Annotated in this window: 22 protein-coding genes; 17 read left to right on the forward strand and 5 right to left on the reverse strand. The window is 44.5% G+C overall.

Annotation, left to right across the window (positions count from 1 at the left end; translation table 11 throughout):
- Nucleotides 1-5: 5 nt before the first annotated feature.
- Complete coding sequence (locus GYO_RS37915) at nt 6-266, reverse strand: YugE family protein (protein ID WP_014114961.1); 261 nt, start codon at nt 264-266, stop codon at nt 6-8.
- Between the two features lie 86 nt (nt 267-352).
- Here GYO_RS37915 and patB point away from each other — a divergent pair, with 86 nt between their 5' ends.
- The 3 genes from patB to kapB all read left to right on the forward strand — a co-directional run bounded on the left by patB (nt 353) and on the right by kapB (nt 3,363).
- Nucleotides 353-1,516, forward strand: coding sequence for a cystathionine beta-lyase PatB (patB, locus tag GYO_RS37920; protein ID WP_014114962.1), 1,164 nt, complete (start codon nt 353-355; stop codon nt 1,514-1,516).
- 128 nt (nt 1,517-1,644) lie between these two features.
- Nucleotides 1,645-2,931, forward strand: coding sequence for a sporulation sensor histidine kinase KinB (kinB, locus tag GYO_RS37925; RefSeq protein ID WP_014114963.1), 1,287 nt, complete (start codon nt 1,645-1,647; stop codon nt 2,929-2,931).
- 45 nt (nt 2,932-2,976) lie between these two features.
- Entirely contained in the window at nt 2,977-3,363 is a 387-nt protein-coding gene (gene kapB / locus GYO_RS37930) for a kinase-associated lipoprotein KapB (RefSeq protein WP_014114964.1), read from the forward strand.
- A gap of 26 nt (nt 3,364-3,389) precedes the next feature.
- On the opposite strand, the gene kapD is transcribed toward kapB, so the two are convergent.
- Both kapD and GYO_RS44170 read right to left on the reverse strand, forming a co-directional pair.
- The gene (kapD, locus tag GYO_RS37935) at nt 3,390-4,007 is read right to left on the reverse strand and encodes a 3'-5' exonuclease KapD (RefSeq protein ID WP_014114965.1); all 618 of its coding nucleotides are present in this window, start codon (nt 4,005-4,007) and stop codon (nt 3,390-3,392) included.
- A gap of 75 nt (nt 4,008-4,082) precedes the next feature.
- Nucleotides 4,083-4,286 (reverse strand): hypothetical protein, encoded by a 204-nt coding sequence (locus GYO_RS44170; protein ID WP_041521190.1) that lies wholly within the window; start codon nt 4,284-4,286, stop codon nt 4,083-4,085.
- Here GYO_RS44170 and GYO_RS37945 point away from each other — a divergent pair.
- From GYO_RS37945 to GYO_RS37955, 3 genes are all read left to right on the forward strand, one after another.
- Entirely contained in the window at nt 4,189-5,397 is a 1,209-nt protein-coding gene (locus GYO_RS37945; protein WP_222593570.1) for a multidrug efflux MFS transporter, read from the forward strand. The two genes, GYO_RS44170 and GYO_RS37945, sit on opposite strands and share 98 nt — an antisense overlap.
- A 92-nt stretch (nt 5,398-5,489) precedes the next feature.
- Entirely contained in the window at nt 5,490-7,364 is a 1,875-nt protein-coding gene (locus GYO_RS37950; RefSeq protein ID WP_080010099.1) for a transglycosylase domain-containing protein, read from the forward strand.
- Nucleotides 7,365-7,384: 20 nt separating this feature from the next.
- Nucleotides 7,385-7,798: a thiol-disulfide oxidoreductase DCC family protein gene (locus tag GYO_RS37955; RefSeq protein WP_014114968.1), complete on the forward strand. Its 414-nt coding sequence runs from the start codon at nt 7,385-7,387 to the stop codon at nt 7,796-7,798.
- Nucleotides 7,799-7,815: 17 nt separating this feature from the next.
- Here the strand turns inward: GYO_RS37955 and GYO_RS37960 are convergent, their stop codons facing one another.
- A complete protein-coding gene (locus tag GYO_RS37960) occupies nt 7,816-8,373 on the reverse strand; it encodes a YufK family protein (RefSeq protein ID WP_014114969.1) in 558 nt (185 codons plus the stop codon).
- 177 nt (nt 8,374-8,550) lie between these two features.
- On the opposite strand from GYO_RS37960, the gene malK reads away from it, so the two are divergent.
- From malK to maeN, 7 genes are all read left to right on the forward strand, one after another.
- The gene (gene malK / locus GYO_RS37965; RefSeq protein WP_014114970.1) at nt 8,551-10,152 is read left to right on the forward strand and encodes a malate sensor histidine kinase MalK; all 1,602 of its coding nucleotides are present in this window, start codon (nt 8,551-8,553) and stop codon (nt 10,150-10,152) included.
- Nucleotides 10,145-10,852, forward strand: coding sequence for a two-component system response regulator MaeM (gene maeM, locus GYO_RS37970; RefSeq protein WP_003220739.1), 708 nt, complete (start codon nt 10,145-10,147; stop codon nt 10,850-10,852). The genes malK and maeM overlap by 8 nt, the downstream gene beginning before the upstream one ends.
- 469 nt (nt 10,853-11,321) lie before the next feature.
- The gene (nupN, locus tag GYO_RS37975) at nt 11,322-12,401 is read left to right on the forward strand and encodes a guanosine ABC transporter substrate-binding protein NupN (protein WP_014114971.1); all 1,080 of its coding nucleotides are present in this window, start codon (nt 11,322-11,324) and stop codon (nt 12,399-12,401) included.
- Nucleotides 12,402-12,476: 75 nt separating this feature from the next.
- On the forward strand, nt 12,477-14,009 hold the full coding sequence (gene nupO / locus GYO_RS37980) for a guanosine ABC transporter ATP-binding protein NupO (protein WP_014114972.1): 1,533 nt from the start codon (nt 12,477-12,479) through the stop codon (nt 14,007-14,009).
- Nucleotides 14,002-15,048, forward strand: a complete 1,047-nt coding sequence (gene nupP / locus GYO_RS37985; RefSeq protein ID WP_003241062.1) for a guanosine ABC transporter permease NupP — start codon at nt 14,002-14,004, stop codon at nt 15,046-15,048. The genes nupO and nupP overlap by 8 nt, the downstream gene beginning before the upstream one ends.
- Complete coding sequence (nupQ, locus tag GYO_RS37990) at nt 15,049-16,008, forward strand: guanosine ABC transporter permease NupQ (protein ID WP_014114973.1); 960 nt, start codon at nt 15,049-15,051, stop codon at nt 16,006-16,008.
- A gap of 154 nt (nt 16,009-16,162) precedes the next feature.
- Nucleotides 16,163-17,509 (forward strand): sodium/malate symporter MaeN, encoded by a 1,347-nt coding sequence (gene maeN, locus GYO_RS37995; protein WP_014114974.1) that lies wholly within the window; start codon nt 16,163-16,165, stop codon nt 17,507-17,509.
- 37 nt (nt 17,510-17,546) lie between these two features.
- Here the strand turns inward: maeN and GYO_RS38000 are convergent, their stop codons facing one another.
- A complete protein-coding gene (locus GYO_RS38000; protein WP_014114975.1) occupies nt 17,547-17,762 on the reverse strand; it encodes a hypothetical protein in 216 nt (71 codons plus the stop codon).
- Between the two features lie 229 nt (nt 17,763-17,991).
- Here GYO_RS38000 and GYO_RS38005 point away from each other — a divergent pair, with 229 nt between their 5' ends.
- The 4 genes from GYO_RS38005 to GYO_RS38020 are packed head-to-tail and all read left to right on the forward strand — an operon-like array spanning nt 17,992 to nt 22,636.
- Nucleotides 17,992-20,397, forward strand: a complete 2,406-nt coding sequence (locus tag GYO_RS38005; RefSeq protein ID WP_014114976.1) for a Na+/H+ antiporter subunit A — start codon at nt 17,992-17,994, stop codon at nt 20,395-20,397.
- The gene (locus GYO_RS38010; protein WP_014114977.1) at nt 20,390-20,821 is read left to right on the forward strand and encodes a Na(+)/H(+) antiporter subunit B; all 432 of its coding nucleotides are present in this window, start codon (nt 20,390-20,392) and stop codon (nt 20,819-20,821) included. The genes GYO_RS38005 and GYO_RS38010 overlap by 8 nt, the downstream gene beginning before the upstream one ends.
- Nucleotides 20,821-21,162, forward strand: a complete 342-nt coding sequence (locus GYO_RS38015) for a Na(+)/H(+) antiporter subunit C (RefSeq protein ID WP_003220730.1) — start codon at nt 20,821-20,823, stop codon at nt 21,160-21,162. Before GYO_RS38010 ends, GYO_RS38015 begins: the two co-directional genes overlap by 1 nt.
- Nucleotides 21,155-22,636 carry a Na+/H+ antiporter subunit D gene (locus GYO_RS38020; protein WP_041521055.1) on the forward strand — a complete coding sequence of 494 codons (1,482 nt, stop codon included), beginning with the start codon at nt 21,155-21,157 and terminating at the stop codon, nt 22,634-22,636. Before GYO_RS38015 ends, GYO_RS38020 begins: the two co-directional genes overlap by 8 nt.

Raw genomic sequence — 22,636 nt, forward strand, 5'->3', positions numbered from 1 at the left:
GTTTTTTAAGGCGTGCAGGAGCTGCTGTCTTTAATGAATAAAAGCTGGCCAGCCACTTCCCGGCAACTGTCAATCGGCAGCGTTTGTTCAAAAGAAGCTTCAAATATATGCTGAATGCTTTTTGCCAGCACGTCGGGATCGTCTTCATCATAGACAGCCTGCACGACATCAACAGCCTCCGTTTCGTAAAACTCTTCTCCATATTTAAACGGGTCCCATTTGGCAATGATCTTGATCATTTCCCTGACCGCTTGACTTTCTTCCATATTTATCACCGCTTATAATAAAATTTGCAGTTCAATTTTATCATAGTTACGTTAAGAAGAATAAACATACATGAGGGGGTAACAGAATGAACTTTGATAAACGAGAAGAACGCCTTGGCACCCAATCGGTCAAATGGGACAAAGCAGGCGAATTATTCGGCGTGACAGACGCACTCCCGATGTGGGTGGCGGATATGGATTTTCGCGCGCCGGAAGCGATAACTGAAGCATTAAAAGTGCGCCTTGACCACGGGATTTTCGGTTATACGGCTCCAGATCAAAAAACGAAGGATGCTGTGTGCGGATGGATGCAAAACAGGCACGGCTGGAAGGTGAACCCAGAAAGCATCACATTCAGCCCGGGCGTTGTCACAGCTTTGGGCATGGCGGTACAAGCTTTTACAGAGCCTGAAGACCAAGTGGTTGTCCAGCCTCCTGTTTATACACCTTTTTACCATATGATTGAGAAAAACGGCCGGCGCATTTTACATAATCCGCTGCAAAAAAAAGACGGCACGTATGCAATGGATTTTGAAGATTTGGAGACGAAGCTTAGTGATCCAAGCGTCAAATTGTTTATTTTATGCAATCCTCATAACCCTTCAGGACGTTCATGGGGACGGGAAGATTTACTGAAGCTCGGCGAATTGTGTCTTGAGCATGGGGTTACAGTTGTGTCGGATGAAATCCATTCCGACCTCATGCTGTACGGACATAAACACACGCCGTTCGCTTCTCTCTCTGACGATTTCGCGGAGATATCTGTGACATGTGCTGCACCAAGCAAAACATTTAATATCGCCGGATTGCAGGCGTCGGCCATCATTATTCCGGACCGGCTGAAGCGCGCCAAGTTTTCCGCAAGCCTGCAGCGCAATGGTTTAGGTGGACTGAACGCATTTGCCGTCACAGCGATCGAAGCTGCTTACTCAAAAGGCGGACCATGGCTCGATGAATTGATCTCTTACCTTGAGAAAAACATGAACGAAGCTGAAGCCTTTTTGAGCACCGAGCTGCCGAAAGTCAAAATGATGAAGCCGGACGCATCTTACCTGATCTGGCTCGACTTCAGCGCTTACGGCTTGTCCGACGCGGAGCTTCAGCAAAGGATGCTGAAAAAAGGAAAAGTTATTTTAGAGCCCGGAACGAAATACGGGCCTGGCGGAGAAGGATTTATGCGCCTGAACGCGGGATGCTCTCTCGCAACCTTGCAGGACGGCCTGCGCCGCATCAAAGCAGCCTTAGCGTAAAATATAGCCTGTTAAACGCCTTTACGTCTACATTCGTAAAGGCGTTCTTTATAAAGGAATTTTATATTTTACTTCTAATATTTAGTGTTATAATAGATTCATATTTTATACGAAAGGATTTCACACGAATGGAAATTCTAAAAGACTATCTCCTGCATATCTGCTTTATTTTGTTTCCTATTCTTCTCTACCAAGTGTTTTGGCTTGGAAAGCCGGCGATCCTTGTGCCCAAAATAAACAGCGGGTTGGTCACGTTATTCGCCTGCGGCGCCTCTGTTTTATGCATTATATTCCCTATTCATGAAATGGACTACATACAATACGGCCTTCAGATGATTCCCGTTATCATTTGTTTATTTTACATTAGTACTGCTTCCGGCCTTACAGTCGCCGCAGCTGTCTTATGTTTTGAACTGCTGTTTTACGAACCTTCCGCAATGTTTGTTTTCACTTTGCTGCCTTTTCTTATCATCATCCCAATCTTATTTCAGAAAAAATGGCCATTCATGTCCAAAGCGAAAAAACTGCTGCTGTCTTTGTTGATCAGCTGCTTGGAGATCTTCTTATTTTTCGCCTCCAGCTGGATTTTTTCTGCCTTGAATATTTTAAATTTTCAAAAATCAGGAATTTTACTTTGTGAGGCAGCTGTCTCAGGGCTGTTCCGCTCCAGCGTTCTTCTTTTAAGCATCTATATTATAGAAAGCATCGCCGAAAATATCGCCCTGCGTTCACAGCTTATCCATTCAGAAAAAATGACGATTGTGAGTGAACTGGCAGCGAGCGTCGCTCATGAAGTCAGGAATCCACTGACAGTTGTCCGCGGGTTTGTCCAGCTGCTTTTTAATGACGAAACCCTTCAGAACAAGTCGAGTGCGGATTACAAAAAGCTTGTACTGTCAGAGCTTGATCGGGCGCAAGACATTATTACAAACTATCTCGATATGGCCAAACAGCAATTGTACGAAAAAGAGGTCTTTGATTTATCAGCTCTTATCAAAGAGACAAGCTCCCTTATGGTGTCGTATGCCAATTACAAGTCTGTAACCGTCGAGGCTGAAGCAGAGCCGGACCTTTTTATATACGGAGATGCAACAAAGCTGAAGCAGGCTGTCATCAACCTGATGAAAAACAGCATTGAAGCCGTTCCCCACGGGAAGGGGTTGATCCACATATCTGCCAAAAGAAGCGGCCATACGATTACGATTAACATCTCAGATAATGGAGTCGGCATGACAGACAATCAAATGCAAAAACTCGGCGAACCTTATTACTCATTAAAAACGAACGGAACGGGACTCGGGCTTACTGTGACCTTTTCAATTATTGAACATCATCACGGGACCATTTCTTTTAACAGCAGCTTCCAAAGAGGCACCACGGTGACAATTAAGCTTCCCGCTGATCTTCCTCACTAGCAAATCGATTGGAACTTTTATAGAATAAATGCGAGGTGATGAAAGATGAGCACGTTTGAAACTGGCTCTATCGTTAAAGGATTTTACAAAACAGGTGTATACATAGGAGAAATTACTGCTTGCAGGCCACAGCATTATTTAGTGAAAATCAAAGCGGTTCTCACCCATCCCACTCAAGGAGACCTTCATCATCCAAAACAGGCTGATGTGCCTTTTTTTCATGAGAGAAAAGCGCTCGCATACGGCGAACAGACCAATATCCCCCATCATATGGTGAAGCCTTATGACGGTGAAGTGCCGGATTATACCGAGTCTCTTCGGGAGGCGGCAGCACAACTGAGAGCCAAATTGAATGAGGATGGTTCGGAGTGGGCAAAGCGCTCCCTGAATAATCTGGACGTTTTAGAACAAGAATATTTTAACCGGCCATAGCCCAGTCTGACAAAAGATTGGGTTTTTTATGTTGCGCGCTTGAACAGTTCGGATAAATCGATTCTTTCGCCGATTGTCGGAGGTTTTGGCTTTTCGAGATACTGCTTATCCTGCTCGACAAGCTTAAAAAGCTTATAAGCAGTGAGGGCGTCATCAAGCGCTTTATGATGGGTGCCGGTTCCGGTATCTCCATACTCTTCGGCAGCTTTCCATAAACCCGTGAGTGTGCGGTCTCCAAAAAAGTTTTTGTATTCAAGCGATAAATCTCTCATTTCTCCTTTAAATGGGAAAGGAATATGGTTAAACATACAATTTTGCTTCAGAACTTTCATGTCCATGTTTCCCCACGTAATAATCGTGCTGTTTTTCTCAGGATCAAGCTCGTTTAGTTTACGGATAAAATCTTCGAACCTCATCCCCTCGTCTACCTGCTTTTGTGTTATTTTTAAAAATGATTTACAGCGTTTCGTCAGCTTCGGGAATTTTTTCGGTTTGATATAGCTAGAAAACGTCTCAACTACTTCATCATCAACCGACTTTACAATTCCTGCTTCAATGATTTCCGGGAAAAAGTTTTGCGGGCTGTACTTTCCTTCGGGCATCGTAAATTCGAAATCAATAATGAGTAAGCTGTTTGTCGTCACCTTTTTACACCTGCCTTTCCTCCGATCAGAAAATGCTATCTTTATAGTATATCTATTTCCCTTCTCGACCTTTCTTCATTTTCTAAAAATAATGAATTTTCCCAGCCGCTTTGTTTCTTTTAAATTGTGAATCGTTTCTTTATAATTAGTAAGGAACCCGAAATAATAAGAAGGTGATGTTATTTCTATCCGTAAGAAAAACTTTGTCATTGTGTGGCTGGCCAACTTTTTTGTCTCTGCCAGCACAACGATGATCGTTCCTTTTCTCTCCTTATATATTGAGACGCTCAGCACTTTTTCAAACGGCTTTGTGCAAAGGTGGAGCGGCTATGTGTTCGGCATTACATTTCTCATGGCGTTTTTGGTATCCCCGTTTTGGGGGCGGTTCGGAGACAAACGCGGATACAAGAAAATTCTTATGGCAACCGGAACGGGCATAGCCCTCAGCATTTTATTAATGGGCTTTGTTACATCGGTGTACCAATTGTTTTTTCTGCGTATGGCAATGGGGCTTGTAACCGGATTCATCCCGACATCTCTTGCGATGATTTCGGCACAGACTCCGAAGAGCTCAGCCGGTAAAACACTCGGCACGCTGCAAATGGGGCAAGTGTCCGGAAGCTTATTCGGCCCGCTTTTGGGAGGCATGCTTGCTGATAATTTCGGCTTTACGTATACCTTTTTTATCACATCCTTTGTGATTTTCTTATCTGTTCTTCTCGTGTTATTCGGTGTCAAAGAAAAACCCCTTGCAGAGAAGACAGCCAAACGTACGTCTTACACGAGAAAAGAAGTGCTCTCCTATATTTTTCACCAGCCGGCGCTTTGGGTCATGATGCTGTTAACCATGCTGATTCAAACAGGCAATTTCAGTATCCAGCCGCTGCTCGCTTTATATGTAAATGAGCTGCACGGACCTGTCAACCTGGCCTTTTTCTCCGGCATGGCATTTTCAGCAACTGGACTCGGAAGTTTGCTGCTGGCTAGAAAATGGGGTGATCTGGGCGACCGCTACGGCCACCGCCGCATTTTAATCGGACTTTTACTTGCCGCCTCTTTCTTTTTTATTCCACAGGCGCTCGCGTCCTCACTCAACGTGCTCCTTGTTTTCAGATTTTTATTCGGAATGGCGATGGGCGGTTTGCTGCCATGCATCACGGCAGCGATCCGCGTTCAGGCTCCCGGCAGCATTCAAGGAGAAGTACTCGGCTACAATGTCAGCTTTCGCTTTTTAGGAAACGTGCTCGGGCCTCTTCTGGGCGGAATCATATCGAGCCATTTTACAATTTCAGCCGCCTTTTATGTCACAGCGTTTCTCTTTTTCGCCGGCGCCTGCATGCTTTGGATCATGCAGAAATTCCGGAAAGATTCTTATGCCAAAGCAAGCTGATTCTCAGAAAAAACTGAGGAATCTTCTAAATTTAACCTTCTCGTAAACTCAAAAGAATGGTACGATATGGCTAGAATTTAGGAGAAAAGAGAGTGACCATGTTACGAAAAATAATCGGATGGATTTTGCTCCTTTGCATAATCCCATTGTTTGCATTTACAGTTATCGCTTCCGGAAAAGAAGTAAAACAAATGAAGTCCCTCGATCAGGTGCTTGATAAAAATATTAATCTGAAAGATATCAGCCTTGTTCAGAACAGCTACATGTATGACAGGGACGGCTCCTTGGTCTCGGAAATCGTCAGCGATCATGAAAATCGCGTGCTCGTTCCATTTGACAAGATTCCCGAGGAAGTCAAACAGATTTTCTTAACGTCTGAAGACCGGCATTTTTACGAGCATAAAGGCTTTGACTTTATGGGAATGGTGCGGGCAACCGCTTCTAACGTAAAAGACAAGAAAATTGATCAGGGCGCAAGCACCATCACACAGCAGCTTTCAAGAAACTTGTATTTAAGCCACGAACGCTCCTTCAGCCGTAAGCTGACTGAGCTCGCGTATTCTTATCAGCTAGAGAAAAAGTATACGAAAAATGAAATTCTTGAAGCTTACTTAAATACCATTTACTTTAACAATGGCGTTTACGGCGTCGGTTCAGCGGCTGAATTCTATTTCAGCAAACCGCTGAAATCTCTCACAGTGGGAGAAATGGCTTTTATCTGTGCTATACCTAATAACCCTACATTATATGATCCTCTCAAGCATTTTGACTACACGAAAAGCCGTCAAGAACGTTTGCTTAAAGGGTTAAAAGATGCCGGGGTCATTACAGATAAAGAGCTGAAAAAAGCCGTCAAACAAAAAATCAAGCTGGATGTTGAAAAGAGAGAAGACAAATATCCGGACTACGTTTCCTATGTCAATGATGAATTCACTCAACTGGTGTCTGAATCAGAAGGCTACGATAAACGTCTTCAAAAAGCGTCAGGGAAACAAAAAGAAAAAATCGAAAACGAGCTGTCCGCAAGAGTCAGCACTCTGATGAAAGACGGCGTGAAAATTTATACTGCACTTAATCCGTACATGCAAAATCAGGTTGTGGCACAAATGAATGCCAAGCTCCCGTATGCGGACGTACAGGGCGGAGCGGCTGTGATTAATCACCAGACGCATCAAATCATCGCTCTATCCGGCGGGAAAAACTATCAAAAATATGACTTTAACCGCGCCTACCAGGCATACAGACAGCCGGGTTCATCCATTAAGCCGCTTCTTGATTACGGTCCTTATATTGAACAGACCGGCGCGACAGCAAGCAGCACCATTGATGCCAGCAAGTTTTGCAGCAGAGATTACTGTCCGCAAAACTACAATAACCGTACGTACGGGACAGTGACGCTCGACACGGCATTTAAAAATTCATATAATACACCGGCCATCAGAATGCTGGACCGTGTGGGCATCCAAAAAGCATTCAGTTATATTGAGCCGTATCATTTTGCCAAACTTGTCGACAGCGACTATCTTCTCCCGGCCGCGCTTGGCGGATTTACAAACGGCATGACGCCTCTTGAGATGACAAAGGCGTATACGACATTCGGCAACAGCGGAAGCTATACGCCGAGCCATGCGATTACAAAGGTGACAGACCTTAAAGGAAAAACGCTTTATAAATGGAATGATAAATCGACTCAAATATTCAGTGTCCGCACAAACATGCAGCTGAAAAACTTAATGTCTTCCGTTGTGAAAAGCGGAACAGGAAAAAAAGCATATTTTAAAGCGCCTTACATCGGCGGTAAAACAGGAACATCAAATGATTATCACGATATGTGGTTTGTCGGCCTGACAGATACGTACACAATGGGTGTCTGGGTCGGAAAAGATACACCGAGCAGCGTTGAATATCTTCACAGCATCAGCCCTCAGCTTTCCATCTTTAAAGGAACGCTGCAAGCGGCTTATTAAAGGATCGGAGGGGATCTGGCGTGGCATCAGAACAAATTCCAAATCGCGTTTTGCTGTTTGACGGCGTGTGCAATTTATGCAATGGCGCCGTGCAATTTATCATTAAACGTGATCCAGACGGACTGATTTCTTTTACATCGTTGCAGTCGGAAACAGGACAGAGCCTGCTGAAAAAAAGCGGGCTCCCGACTGATCAGTTTGACAGCTTTGTCTTTATTGAAGACGGCCAAGTGTACACAAAGTCAACTGCAGCCATTAAGGTTTTCAGGCATCTGCGGGGCCTATGGCGCCTATTCGTCCTGTTTTTCGCAGTGCCGAAGCCTTTCAGAGATCTGGTCTATTCTTTCATTGCCAGGAACCGTTATAAGTGGTTTGGCAAAAAAAATGAATGTATGCTCCCCTCCCCTTCTATCAAAAAAAGATTTTTACCGTAAACGAAAAAATGGCTAGCTTACACAGGTAAGCTAGCCATTATGCTATTATAAAGCTTGATAAATATGAACAGAATACCGATAACAAAGGTAAACCAAAACAGCAGTTCCAATAGAATGAATCCGACTAATGACATGAGGGAAAGCGTCGAATAAATCCGGTATACAATAAACACAAAGTAAGCGAGCGTAACGACCGCAAACCAGATCACAATCCAGATGACATTTTGCAAGAGCACAAAGGATAAAATCCCGCCGCTTAAATAAATCATGGAACCCATTCTGATTTTTTTCAGATTGTTCCCTTCCGGATCATTAGCAAAAAACAGCAATGACAGCTCAGTCACGGTATTCGCAATTAATTTCAGAGCGGACAGAACCATAAAATATAAAAGTGCAAAGGCAGCAAATAACGCAAGCCTGATCCCTTTCTCTGAAAAATAATCGAGCATTCCATCATACATTCCAAATGAGGACAGCATCTTCAACGCATAAAGTGAAGTTGAAATGGATAACGACGAACTAAAAAGCAGGATCGCAATCAGCGGAAAGTATCCTGTCAAATAAGTATTTTTCATATAAAAAAGTCCCTTTCTATAATCTACCTCATTTATTATGGAGGACTTAAAACACATTGACAAGATAAATTATTCCATTTTTTCTCCTTTTTACGAATTACGATCCCAAATCTTCACAAAGCAGCATTTTGAGAGTAAAGTAGTACGCAGGAATCATAAAACGTAAGGAAGTTTTATATGAAAAAAACATTGAAACTGCAAACCAGACTCACCATATTTGTTTGTATCGTTGTGTTAATCGCGTTGCTCATTACATTTTTTACAGTAGGTGCCCAAACCACCACACGGATTAGAGATCAGGAAAAAGCCACTGCGCTGCAGACTGCTGAAATGGTAGCCGAGGCGCCGATCACAGCTTCTGCTTTAGAAAGCGGAAAAAACCAGAAGGAACTGCAAAACTACACAAAGAGGGTTCAGAAAATCACGGGCACGGAATTTGTTGTCGTCATGGATATGGACGGCATTCGTAAAACCCATCCCGACCCGAACAAAATCGGAAAAAAATTCAGGGGCGGTGATGAATCGGAAGTATTAAATGGTCATGTCCACATCAGCACTGCCTCTGGCACGCTCGGGAAATCGCAAAGAGCATTCGTCCCTGTCTACGCGGAGAATGGAAAACAGGTCGGTGCAGTCGCGGTCGGCATCACCGTAAATGAAATTGATGAAGTGATCAGCCACAGCTTACGGCCGCTCTACTTTATTATCTGCGTCAGCATTTTCGTCGGTGTAATCGGGGCTGTTATCGTCGCACGTACGGTGAAGAATATCATGTACGGACTTGAACCTTATGAAATTGCCACTCTTCTTGAAGAACGGAGCGCGATGCTGGAATCGACGAAGGAAGGAATACTTGCTGTCGATGAACACGGTAAAATCAAACTTGCCAACGCGGAAGCAAAGCGTCTATTCGTGAAAATGGGCATCAACACAAATCCCGTTGATCAGGATGTAAATGACATCTTGCCGAAAAGCCGCTTGAAAAAGGTCATTGAGACAAAAAAACCTCTTCAAGACAGAGACGTCCGCATTAACGGATTAGAGCTTGTGTTTAATGAAGTTCCCATCCAGCTGAAAGGACAAACCGTCGGAGCGATTGCGACATTCCGGGACAAAACCGAGGTAAAACATTTAGCTGAACAGCTTTCCGGTGTTAAAATGTATGCAAACGCATTGAGAGCGCAGTCTCATGAATTTATGAACAAACTGCATGTGATATTAGGCCTCGTCCAGCTGAAAGAGTATGACGATCTTGGAGATTATATTAAAGATATTGCCATTCAGCAAAAATCAGAAACAAGCGAAATTATAAACGATGTCAAAAGCTCCGTACTAGCCGGTTTTCTGCTCGGAAAACAGAGCTTCATACGGGAGCAGGGCGCAAATCTTGATATAGAATGCAAAGGTGTCATCCCGAACGCGGCAGACCCTTCTGTCATCCATGAACTCATTACAATCATCGGAAATCTCATCAACAATGCCCTAGACGCCGTTGCCGATATGCCGAAAAAACAAATCACCATGTCCATGCGCTTTCATAACAGCATACTGGACATTGAAATTACCGATACTGGAGCAGGCATGTCTGAAGAAGACCAAGCCAAAGTATTTGAGCAAGGCTATTCAACAAAGGGCAAAAACCGGGGATTCGGCCTTTATTTTACACAGCAAAGCATCGAAAATTTAAAGGGCCAAATGATCCTCACAAGCGAAGAGAATGAAGGAACGACATTCAGTCTTCGCGTCCCGTACGAACCGAAGGAGGAAAATCATGATTAATGTACTAATAGTTGAAGATGACCCCATGGTGGGTGAATTAAATAAACGATACTTAAGCCAAATAGAAGGCTTTCAGCTGAAAGGCATCGCCTCTTCCTTTCAAAGCGCTCTGCATATTTTAGGAGAGCATCACATCGACCTTATTTTGCTCGATATTTATATGCCGGGTAAAAACGGGCTGGAACTGCTAACCGAACTGCGGGCCCAAAATGAAGCGGTTGACGTGATTGTCATCTCGGCGGCCAGCGAGCTTGACGTTATCAAGAAAACACTTCGTTACGGTGCTGTCGATTATTTAATCAAACCGTTTGAATTTGAACGTTTCCAAACTGCCCTGTCTGATTACAGACGAAAACAAAAGGTATATTCAACCCATCGCAACATGAGCCAGAAAGAACTGGACGCCGAGCTTTTCCAAAAGAAAGAAGCAACAGAAAAAGTACAGCTTCCTAAAGGCCTGACAAAAAGCACGCTGAAGCTGATTTGGTCCAGTATCCAGTCATTTGAAAATGAATCTTTTACAACAGAAGACCTGGCAAAGCACACAGAAATCTCTCAAGTATCCATACGAAAATACTTGAAGTTTCTTGAAGATATACAGGTTCTAAATGTAGAAATGGCGTACGGTACAATCGGAAGACCTGTGTTTCAGTACAACGTCAACACAGGAAACCTTAATGGAATTAAGCAATATCTATAAAAAAACGCACTGTTCACTCCGAGCAGTGCGTTTTTTTGTCATATCTCTTGCCAAGCTGCTTGTTCTATTGGTGATTAGTTATACAAGAATAATATAGGGCCTTTTTACATTTTTGAGCAAACAATTCTAAAAATAGATATTTTTAAAAAATTATGCGAAATTCTATTTATTTCTTGTGAGTAAAATGATAAATTATGATTGGTTAGTTGATCCCAAAACTAAGTCATAAGTCTCACTTCAGAAAAAGATGTCACGGTTTTCCGCCTGGAACGCCTTCCGCATCCTTCTCTTCCCCTCCTTTCGAAGGAAACACTCACACCACGCTTATTCAGGGAAGATCAGAACTGTCTCAGCGTATTCCATTTGTTATTATCAGAAAATTTTATCGATTCTAAGAAATTGTACAGACAGCCCATCACATGACTGGCCGGATCAGCTTTGAACCAAATTTTTCTGGGGGGTTATATCTTTGAATAAACGCAAAATCGGATTGGCGATGTCACTTGTGATCGCAGCAGGCACCATATTAGGAGCATGCGGAAACAGCGAAAAAAGCAGCGGCTCCAGCGAAGATAAAAATAAATTCAGTGTGGCGATGGTTACTGACGTCGGCGGAGTAGATGACAAATCCTTCAACCAATCAGCCTGGGAAGGCATTCAAGCCTTTGGCAAAGAGAACGGACTGGAAAAAGGCAAAAACGGTTACGACTACCTTCAATCAAAATCAGATGCAGACTATACAACGAACTTAAATAAATTAGCACGCGAGAATTTCGACTTGATTTACGGGGTCGGCTACTTAATGGAGGGCTCAATCAGCGAAATTGCTGATCAGCGCAAAAATACAAACTTTGCGATCATAGATGCTGTGGTTGATAAAGACAACGTCGCAAGTATTACGTTTAAAGAACAGGAAGGCTCATTTCTCGTTGGAGTGGCCGCAGCCCTATCAAGCAAATCAGGAAAAATCGGATTTGTAGGCGGCATGGAATCAGAGTTAATCAAAAAATTCGAGGTCGGCTTCCGTGCCGGCGTGCAGGCTGTAAACCCTAAAGCCGTTGTCGAAGTGAAATACGCAGGCGGTTTCGATAAAGCCGATGTCGGTAAAGCCACCGCCGAAAGCATGTATAAATCCGGCGTAGATGTTATTTATCACTCTGCAGGCGCTACTGGGACAGGTGTCTTTACTGAAGCGAAAAACCTGAAAAAAGAAAATCCGAAACGCGATGTCTGGGTCATCGGTGTCGATAAAGACCAATACGCAGAAGGCCAGGTAGAAGGAACAGATGATAACGTCACCCTCACTTCCATGGTCAAAAAAGTAGATACAGCGGTTGAAGATTTAACGAAAAAAGCACGCGAAGGAAGGTTCCCGGGCGGCGAAACACTCACCTACGGCCTTGATCAGGACGGGGTCGGCATTTCCTCATCTCAACAAAATCTATCGGATGATGTGATTAAAGCGGTTGATAAATGGAAGAAAAAAATCATCGACGGATTGGAAGTGCCGGCAACTGAGAAAGAGCTGAAAACCTTCAAAGCTGAATAAGAATCGCGGGGATAAGGAGGTCGAGCCCTTATCCCTTGTTTTTCTTTTATTTTGATTAAAGGAGCGGTCAAATCAGTGGAATATGTCATTGAAATGCTCAATATCCGCAAGGAGTTTCCTGGTATTGTCGCCAATGACAATATCAATCTTCAGGTCAAAAAAGGCGAAATACACGCGTTGCTCGGTGAAAACGGAGCGGGGAAATCAACGTTGATGAATGTCCTTTTCGGGCTGTATCAGCCGGAGCGGGGTGAAATTCGGGTGCGCGGCGAGAAGGTGCACATCAACAGCCCGAACAAAGCGAATGACCTTGGCATCGGGATGGTACACCAGCACTTTATGCTTGTTGACACCTTTACAGTTGCTGAAAACATTATTCTCGGCAAAGAGCCAAAAAAGTTTGGCAGAATTGACCGGAAGCGTGCTGTCCAAGAGGTGCAGGACATTTCCGACCAATACGGCCTTCAGATTCATCCCGGAGCAAAAGTCGCTGACATATCTGTCGGCATGCAGCAGCGCGCAGAAATATTAAAAACCCTCTACCGCGGGGCAGACATTCTGATTTTTGATGAACCGACGGCTGTATTGACCCCTCATGAAATCAAAGAACTGATGCAAATCATGAAGAATCTGGTCAATGAGGGAAAATCAATTATCTTAATCACCCATAAACTGAAAGAGATTATGGAAGTTTGTGACCGCGTTACCATTATCCGCAAAGGAAAAGGCATCAAAACACTTGATGTCCGTGATACAAACAAAGACGAGCTCGCCAGTCTTATGGTCGGCCGCGAAGTATCGTTCAAAACCGAAAAGAAGGCTGCTCAGCCGGGAGCGGAAGTGCTTGCGATTGACGGAATAACTGTAAAGGATACCCGCGGAGTAGAGACAGTCAGGGATTTATCGCTTTCTGTCAAAGCAGGAGAAATTGTCGGCATAGCCGGCGTTGACGGAAACGGGCAGTCGGAGCTGATTGAAGCAATAACAGGCCTTCGCAACACAGATTCAGGAACAATCACCTTAAACGGAAAACAAATCCAAAACCTGACGCCAAGAAAAGTGACCGAATCCGGAATCGGGCATATTCCTCAGGACCGCCATAAACATGGTCTCGTCCTTGATTTTCCGATCGGAGAAAATATCGTGCTGCAAAGCTATTACAAAAAGCCGTATGCAGCATTTGGCGTATTACATAAAGGCGAAATGTACAAAAAAGCACGCTGCCTGATCAGCGAGTACGATGTCAGAACGCCGGATGAATATACACACGCCCGGGCATTGTCAGGTGGAAACCAGCAAAAAGCGATTATCGGGCGGGAAGTAGACCGGAATCCTGATTTATTAATCGCCGCCCAGCCGACTCGCGGCCTTGATGTCGGAGCGATTGAATTTGTCCATAAAAAGCTCATTGAGCAGCGCGATGCTGGAAAAGCCGTTCTTCTCCTCTCGTTTGAGCTTGAAGAAATTATGAATCTCAGTGACAGAATCGCCGTTATTTTTGAAGGACATATTATCGCCACGGTCGATCCGCAGGACACCACTGAGCAGGAACTCGGTCTCTTGATGGCAGGAAGCATGCAAAAGGAAGCGGGGAAAGCAAATGGTTAAACGTCTCTCTCATTTACTCGTGCCCCTCATTGCAATCATCCTCGGTCTTGCGGCCGGCGCGCTGATTATGCTTGCGAGCGGATACAGTGTGATCAGCGGATATTCGGCTTTGTGGAATGGGATATTCGGAGAAATCTATTATGTCGGAGAAACCATCCGGCAAATTACACCTTATATTTTATCGGGGTTGGCTGTCGCCTTTGCATTCCGAACTGGACTCTTTAATATCGGCGTCGAGGGCCAGCTGCTCGTCGGCTGGACAGCAGCTGTTTGGGTCGGGACAGCGTTTGACGGACCGGCATATATTCACATGCCGCTCGCACTGATTACAGCGGCGGCTGCAGGAGGATTATGGGGTTTTATTCCCGGTGTTTTGAAAGCGCGCTTCTACGTTCATGAAGTCATTGTCACCATTATGATGAATTATATCGCGCTGCATATGACCAATTACATTATTTCAAACGTCTTGACAGATCGTCAGGATAAGACGGAGAAAATTCACGAATCCGCCTCCCTTCGCTCGCCGTTTCTTGAACAGATAACCGATTATTCACGGCTGCATTGGGGGATCATCGTTGCTCTTCTCGCAGCAGTTGTCATGTGGTTTATCATCAACAAAACAACAAAGGGATTTGAGCTTCGAGCGGTCGGATTCAACCAGCACGCTTCCCAGTATGCCGGTATGAGCGTGCGGAAGAATATCATGACCTCCATGCTCATCTCAGGTGCTTTTGCAGGTCTTGCAGGAGCCATGGAGGGGCTTGGGACTTTCGAATACGCAGCCGTGAAAGGCGCATTTACCGGCGTAGGCTTTGACGGTATCGCTGTCGCTCTTCTCGGGGGGAACACAGCTGTCGGTGTTGTGCTGGCTGCATGCCTGCTCGGCGGACTGAAAATCGGTGCTTTAAATATGCCGATTGAATCAGGCGTTCCATCAGAGGTTGTCGATATTGTGATTGCCATTATCATTCTGTTTGTGGCTTCAAGCTACGCAATTCGTTTTGTCATGGACAAATTGAAGAAAAAGGGGGCGAACTAAGTGGACTTTGTGCAGATTTTATCCATCATTGTCCCAGCCACACTCGTCTATGCCGCCCCGCTTATTTTAACTGCTCTCGGCGGCGTGTTTTCCGAGAGATCAGGAGTTGTGAATATCGGTCTTGAAGGCCTCATGATTATCGGAGCGTTCACCAGCGTGTTATTTAATTTATTTTTAGGTCCGGAATTGGGTGCCGCCGCGCCTTGGCTTTCACTCCTTGCCGCCATGGCAGCAGGCGCGCTGTTCTCACTGATTCACGCGGCTTCGGCCATTTCGTTTCGCGCCGATCAGACAGTCAGCGGCGTCGCCATTAACATGCTGGCGCTCGGGGCAACTTTATTTATTGTAAAACTGATCTACGGCAAAGCGCAGACAGACAAAATCCCTGAGCCTTTTTATAAAACGAAAATTCCCGGCTTGGGCGACATTCCTGTATTGGGAAAAATCTTCTTTTCGGATGTCTATTATACGTCTATTCTTGCAATTGCATTGGCCTTTATTTCTTGGTTTATCTTGTTCAAAACACCGTTCGGCCTTCGTATCCGTTCTGTCGGAGAGCATCCGATGGCGGCCGATACGATGGGAATCAACGTATATAAAATGCGCTACATCGGCGTGATGATCAGCGGATTGTTCGGCGGTCTCGGCGGCGGCGTATATGCCTCCACGATTGCGCTTGATTTCACGCACTCTACCATCTCCGGACAAGGCTTTATCGCACTGGCAGCGCTTGTATTCGGAAAATGGCATCCAATTGGAGCACTGGGGGCCGCCCTGTTTTTCGGATTCGCCCAAAGCTTAAGCATCATTGGATCGCTTCTCCCTCTTTTTAAAGACATACCAAATGTGTATATGCTGATGGCCCCTTATGTCTTAACGATTCTCGCTTTAACCGGCTTTATCGGGCGGGCTGATGCGCCAAAAGCCAATGGCGTGCCTTATATTAAAGGAAAAAGATAAAACATTCTCCCCTGGGAAGACGCTTCTCAGGGATTTTTTTCTAATCCAAAAGACCCTCTTAATTTAATTGTTTATCAGTTTTTTAACTTAAAAAAATATGAAGTGTTAACGCTTTCTTGTAGACTGTAACAAACAATACATGGGGGTGTATGACATGGGAGCAATTCCAAAAACGGGGACAATTTCACCCGAGCAAAAAGACCCACAGGGGAAAAACCTGTTTCAAAAAATCTGGTCTTGGGAAATCGGTGTGATTCCTCTGCCATTATACACAGTATTAGCTGTTATTATTATTCTTGCAGCCTATTACAATGAGCTGCCGGCAAATATGCTTGGCGGGTTTGCCATCATCATGATTCTTGGCGTGTTTCTTGGAGACATAGGCCAACGCATACCGATATTGAAGGATATTGGCGGCCCTGCCATTTTATCTTTGTTTGTTCCTTCATTTTTAGTCTTTTACAATGTGCTGAATTCAACATCTTTAGACGCTGTAACCAATCTGATGAAAACGTCTAACTTCCTTTATTTCTATATTGCTTGTCTGGTTGTGGGAAGTATCCTCGGAATGAACAGAACTGTATTAATACAAGGGTTTATCAGGATGTTCGTTCCGCTTGTTGCAGGAACGATCGCAGCAGTTGCGGCCGGCATCCTTGTCGGATTTATTTTTGGCTACAGTGCCTACGATTCCTTTTTCTTTGTTGTTGTTCCGATTATTGCCGGGGGAATAGGCGAAGGAATTTTACCGCTCTCAATCGCTTATTCACAAATACTCGGTTCATCCGCTGATGTGTATGTGTCTCAGCTGGTCCCTGCTGCTATTATCGGAAACGTTTTTGCTATCATCTGTGCTGCCTTAATGAAAAAGCTTGGCGATAAGCGGCCTGATCTAAATGGAAACGGACGCCTCGTCAAATCTAAAAAAGCAAATGAGATTTTCAATCAAAAAGAAGCGGAAGCAAAAATTGATTTTAAATTGATGGGAGCCGGCGTTCTGCTCGCGTGTACATTCTTTATTTTCGGGGGATTATTGGAGAAATTCATCTTCATCCCTGGCGCGATCTTAATGATTATTTCAGCGGCGGCTGTCAAATATGCGAATATTCTTCCGAAAAAAATGGAGGATGGCGCTTACCAGCTTTATAAATTTATTTCTTCAAGCTTTACATGGCCGCTGATGGTCGGTCTCGGCATCCTCTTTATTCCGTTGGATGACGTGGCATCTGTGATTTCTATTCCGTTTGTCATCATTTGTATTTCAGTTGTTATCGCAATGATTGCTTCTGGATATTTTGTGGGCAAGCTGATGAACATGTACCCGGTTGAATCTGCAATCGTCACCTGCTGCCACAGCGGTCTCGGCGGAACTGGTGATGTTGCGATTTTATCAGCGTCAGGAAGAATGGGCCTTATGCCGTTCGCCCAAATTTCCACCCGCCTCGGCGGTGCAGGTACAGTTATTTGTGCGACAGTTCTGCTTCGTTTTTTCACTTCATAATCAGAAAAAGAGTTCCGTTATATGCGGAACTCTTTTTTTATCTGTTCACAATCCGGATATACTCTCGGGGGCCAAACGGCAGATCCTTTGATTCCATTTCACTCAATCTGGCTGACAGGTGGTGCTCCAATAAATACAGCTCCCACTCCTCACTAGCATCCGCACCGCTGCGCCCGTCATATTGATTCAAAATGAATGCCCCAGCAAATACTGAGCAGAATAAACCTGAGCACATCAATACCTTTCTTTTCACATGACCAGCTCCTTACATTCAGCTTGATCAGGAATGATTTTAAATATACAAATGACATTATTTTTGTTAGACTTATTTTGAGGTCAAAAGAACTCATAAAAGCTCATTGCGCAGTTCGAAGCATGGCAGCTTGCAGAAAAGTGCGATATAATTTGGACTAGGTCGTTTGACCGTATATTTGATACATAGCGCATTTTTCAATTGAGAAAGAGAAAAAGGAGGTCTAACTTTGCAGCTCTTACATTTTGCTATTTTATCGCCTTTCTTATTTGCTTTTATCATTCCCTTTTTGGCAAAATACGCAAAAAGAGTGCACACGGGCTGGTTTGTGTTGATCCTGCCCGTCTTGCTGTTTATATACTTTCTCCCAATGATCAGGATGACACAATCTGGAGAAACACTGCGGTCGGTATTTGAGTGGATTCCTTCACTTGGCATTAACTTTACCGTTTATATAGACGGTCTCGGATTATTATTCGCCTTACTGATCACAGGCATCGGCTCTTTGGTCACTCTTTACAGCATTTTTTATTTATCGAAAGAAAAAGAACAGCTTGGGCCCTTTTATGTCTACTTATTGATGTTCATGGGCGCCATGCTCGGTGTCGTTCTTGTAGACAATGTCATTGTTCTCTACATGTTTTGGGAGCTTACCAGCCTTTCGTCCTTTTTGCTGATCGGCTATTGGTATAAGCGTGAAAAGTCGCGCTACGGCGCCGCCAAATCACTTTTGATTACGGTCAGCGGCGGGCTGTGCATGCTCGGCGGATTTATTCTCCTTTATCTGATAACGGATTCCTTCAGTATTAGAGAGATGATTCATCAGGTTCAATTAATTGCCGGCCACGACTTGTTTATCCCGGCTATGATTCTCATTTTATTAGGGGCTTTTACGAAATCCGCGCAATTCCCTTTTTATATCTGGCTGCCTGATGCGATGGAAGCTCCGACACCTGTCAGCGCTTATCTCCATTCAGCTACTATGGTCAAAGCCGGCATTTATGTGATTGCGAGATTCAGTCCTATTTTCGCTTTTTCTGCTCAGTGGTTTTGGATCGTTTCCCTCGTCGGGCTCTTTACGATGGTTTGGGGTTCATTCCATGCCGTGAAACAAACTGATTTAAAATCGATTTTGGCATTTTCAACCGTCAGCCAGCTCGGAATGATCATCTCCATGCTCGGAGTCAGTGCTGCGGCCCTTCATTACGGCCATACAGAATATTATACAGTTGCCGCCATGGCTGCCATTTTCCATTTAATCAATCACGCTACCTTTAAAGGGAGCTTGTTTATGGCAGTCGGGATTATCGATCACGAAACAGGCACACGGGATGTCCGGAAGCTAGGCGGCCTGATGGCGATAATGCCGATTACATTTACGATTTCCTTAATCGGAACATTTTCAATGGCCGGCCTTCCGCCGTTTAACGGGTTTTTGAGTAAAGAAATGTTTTTCACAAGCATGCTTCGCGTGACACATTTCGATCTGTTCAACGTACAGACATGGGGCATTCTATTCCCTGTTCTCGCCTGGATCGGAAGCGTATTTACGTTTATCTACAGCATGAAATTGCTGTTTAAAACATTCAGAGGAAGTTACCAGCCTGAACAGCTTAAAAAACAGGCTCACGAAGCGCCGATTGGCATGCTCGTATCACCTGTCATTCTTGTCGCTTTGGCTGTCAGTCTCTTCTTTTTCCCGAATATATTGTCGTACAGCTTGATAGAGCCTGCGATGAACTCGATCTATCCGACACTGCTGGACAGCCATGAGAAATTCCATGTTCACATTTCACAGTGGCACGGGTTGAATACAGAAGTGCTGATGACTGCAGGCATTATTGTTATCGGCACCATCGGATATTTGTCGCTGAATAAGTGGAAGGGAATCTATAAGCTGTTTCCTTCGAAGCTCACACTCAACCGGTTATACGACAAGCTTGTGACGCTGATGGAGAAAGGGTCTTACCGAGTCACAAAGCAATATATGACCGGGTTTTTAAGGGATTACTTGCTGTATATCTTCGCTGGTTTCATCATTCTGATGGGCGGAGCTTTTGTCATCAAAGGCGGATTTTCCTTTACAACAGAAGGCATGGCTAAAATCGGCGTATACGAAATCATTTTGACGCTTGTCATGATCAGCGCCACAGCGGCAACTGTTTTTGCCAGATCAAGACTGACGGCGATTATCTCACTTGGTGTCGTCGGTTATGCGCTCGCATTGTTTTTTGTGATTTTCAGAGCGCCGGACTTGGCCTTGACCCAGCTTGTCATTGAAACCATTTCTGTGGCACTGTTTCTGCTTTGTTTCTATCATCTGCCGAAACTGAGGCTGAAAAAGAAAACGAGAACGTTCCGATTGACGAACTTTATCATTGCTTTAGGCGTCGGTATTATCGTCACCCTGCTTGGTATCGCATCATCAAGCCAGCGGACAAAAGACAGCATTTCATCCTTCTTCTTAAAACACAGCCACGATCTCGGCGGAGGGGATAATGTCGTCAATGTCATCCTCGTTGATTTCAGGGGCTTTGATACAATGTTTGAAATTACGGTATTAACGATTGCCGCTCTTGGCATTTACAGCATGATTAAAACAAAAGTAAAAGAGGAGGGGAAAAGCGGTGAATGAACAAAAAACAAATGACTTGATTCTTCAAACCGTGACAAAGCTGGTATCCTTTATCATTTTGCTTTTCTCTTTCTATTTATTTTTATCAGGGCATAACGCACCAGGAGGAGGCTTTGTCGGCGGACTGATCACGTCCTCTTCCATCGTTCTATTGCTCTTGGCATATGATTTAAAAACCGTGCGTTCCATTTTGCCGGTTAATTTCATTTATATCGCGGGAGCCGGCCTTCTGCTCGCTGTATTAACCGGGGTTGGCTCCTTTGTCTTCGGGGCTCCTTTTTTAACCCACACATTCGGATACTTTCAGCTGCCGATCCTTGGGAAAACGGAGCTCGCCACGGCGACGATATTTGATTTAGGCGTTTATCTAGTTGTCGTAGGCATTACGATGACCATTATTCAAACGATTGGAGAGGAAGAATAATGGAAATCTTAATGGCTGTTTTAGCCGGTATTATTTTTATGGCTGCTACGTATTTGCTGCTGTCTAAAAGCCTGCTTCGCGTCATTATCGGAACAGCACTGTTAAGCCATGGCGTTCATTTAATGCTTTTGACTATGGGAGGATTAAAGAAAGGTGCCGCTCCGATTTTGAGCGAGCATGCCAAATCATTTGTCGATCCGCTTCCGCAAGCCCTGATTTTGACCGCAATTGTCATTTCATTTGGCGTTACATCATTCATCCTCGTCATGGCCTTTCGCGCTTATCAGGAATTGAAATCGGACGATATGGATCAAATGAGGGGAAATGATCAACATGAATAATTTTGTTATTTTGCCAATCCTGATCCCGCTTCTGTCGGCCATTCTGCTGATTTTCATGACGAAGAATCTTATGCTCATGCGGATCTTCAGCACTGCGGCATCGGCAATCGGGATTGTGATCAGTGGCATACTCGTACAGACTGTCTTTACAAATGGTATCCAGACACTCAGTTTGGGCGGCTGGAAAGCGCCGTACGGCATTGTGCTGGTCGCAGACCAATTCGCCAGCCTGCTCGTTCTCACAACATCGATAATTGGTTTATTGGTTGTGCTTTATTCCTTCCGTTCCGTCGGTGAAAAACGGGAGCGTTCCTTTTATTACTCTGGTGTTCAGTTTTTGCTTGCCGGTGTCAGCGGAGCGTTTTTAACAGGCGATTTATTTAATATGTACGTGTTTTTTGAGCTCCTGCTTATTGCTTCCTATATGCTGATTGTATTAGGCGGCACAAAAATTCAGCTGCGGGAGTCCCTTAAATATATTGTGTTTAATATCGTATCGTCTGCCTTGTTTGTCATCGGCGTCGGCTTTTTATACGCTGTAACCGGTACGTTAAACATGGCCGATCTTAGTGTGAAAATCAGCGAATCAGGACAAACCGGGCTGATCACTGTGATTGGTGTCCTGCTGCTTTTGGTATTTGGCATGAAGGGCGGAATCTTCCCCCTCTACTTTTGGCTTCCAGGCTCTTATTACGCGCCTCCAGCGGCAATCTCCGCGTTGTTTGGCGCATTGCTCACAAAAGTCGGTTTATACGCGATCACTAGGGTCTTCACATTGATTTTTATTCACGATACAGCCTTTACCCATCAGCTGATGATTTGGCTCGCGGCGCTGACTGTGATTTTCGGTGTTATCGGTTCACTCGCTTATTCGGATGTCATGAAAATTGTGATCTACAACATTATTACTGCTGTCGGCGTGATTTTGTTCGGTGTGGCAGTTCATACCCCCGCATCAATCCAAGGCGCGATTTATTATCTGATTCACGATATGCTGATTAAAGGCGCTTTATTTATGCTGGCAGGGACGCTGATCGCATTGACTGGAACAGCGAGCCTGCACAAAATGGGCGGGCTGATCAAACGCTACCCTGTTCTAGGATGGATGTTTTTCATTTCAGCTATTTCTCTTGCGGGCATCCCGCCTCTCAGCGGATTTGTCGGCAAATTGAAAATTGCGGAGGGCGGCTTCACAGAAGGTGAATTTACGATTTCCATGCTGATTCTGCTTTCGAGTCTGCTCGTACTTTACTCTGTGCTGAGGATCTTTATACATGCGTTTTGGGGCGAAGAAAAAGAAACACCAAAACCAAATCATAGAACAGCTAAAGGACTTCTTTATCCGGCAGCTATTTTTCTCTTACTGTCTCTTCTCTTCGGATTGGGTACAGAATGGGTGTCACCTTACGTTGATCAAGCGGCCGAGACGTTGCTGAATCCGGAAAAATATATTGAAGCTGTTTTGAAGGAGTAG

This window comes from Bacillus spizizenii TU-B-10, assembly GCF_000227465.1.
In the GTDB taxonomy this organism is placed as follows: domain Bacteria; phylum Bacillota; class Bacilli; order Bacillales; family Bacillaceae; genus Bacillus; species Bacillus spizizenii.

Bases quoted from the DNA above. Each gene is read 5' to 3' on its own strand.
- GYO_RS37915 (WP_014114961.1), bottom strand. From the start codon at position 266: ATGGAAGAAAGTCAAGCGGTCAGGGAAATGATCAAGATCATTGCCAAA.
- patB (WP_014114962.1), top strand. From the start codon at position 353: ATGAACTTTGATAAACGAGAAGAACGCCTTGGCACCCAATCGGTCAAA.
- kinB (WP_014114963.1), top strand. From the start codon at position 1,645: ATGGAAATTCTAAAAGACTATCTCCTGCATATCTGCTTTATTTTGTTT.
- kapB (WP_014114964.1), top strand. From the start codon at position 2,977: ATGAGCACGTTTGAAACTGGCTCTATCGTTAAAGGATTTTACAAAACA.
- GYO_RS37960 (WP_014114969.1), bottom strand. From the start codon at position 8,373: ATGAAAAATACTTATTTGACAGGATACTTTCCGCTGATTGCGATCCTG.
- malK (WP_014114970.1), top strand. From the start codon at position 8,551: ATGAAAAAAACATTGAAACTGCAAACCAGACTCACCATATTTGTTTGT.
- maeM (WP_003220739.1), top strand. From the start codon at position 10,145: ATGATTAATGTACTAATAGTTGAAGATGACCCCATGGTGGGTGAATTA.
- nupP (WP_003241062.1), top strand. From the start codon at position 14,002: ATGGTTAAACGTCTCTCTCATTTACTCGTGCCCCTCATTGCAATCATC.
- maeN (WP_014114974.1), top strand. From the start codon at position 16,163: ATGGGAGCAATTCCAAAAACGGGGACAATTTCACCCGAGCAAAAAGAC.
- GYO_RS38015 (WP_003220730.1), top strand. From the start codon at position 20,821: ATGGAAATCTTAATGGCTGTTTTAGCCGGTATTATTTTTATGGCTGCT.
- GYO_RS38020 (WP_041521055.1), top strand. From the start codon at position 21,155: ATGAATAATTTTGTTATTTTGCCAATCCTGATCCCGCTTCTGTCGGCC.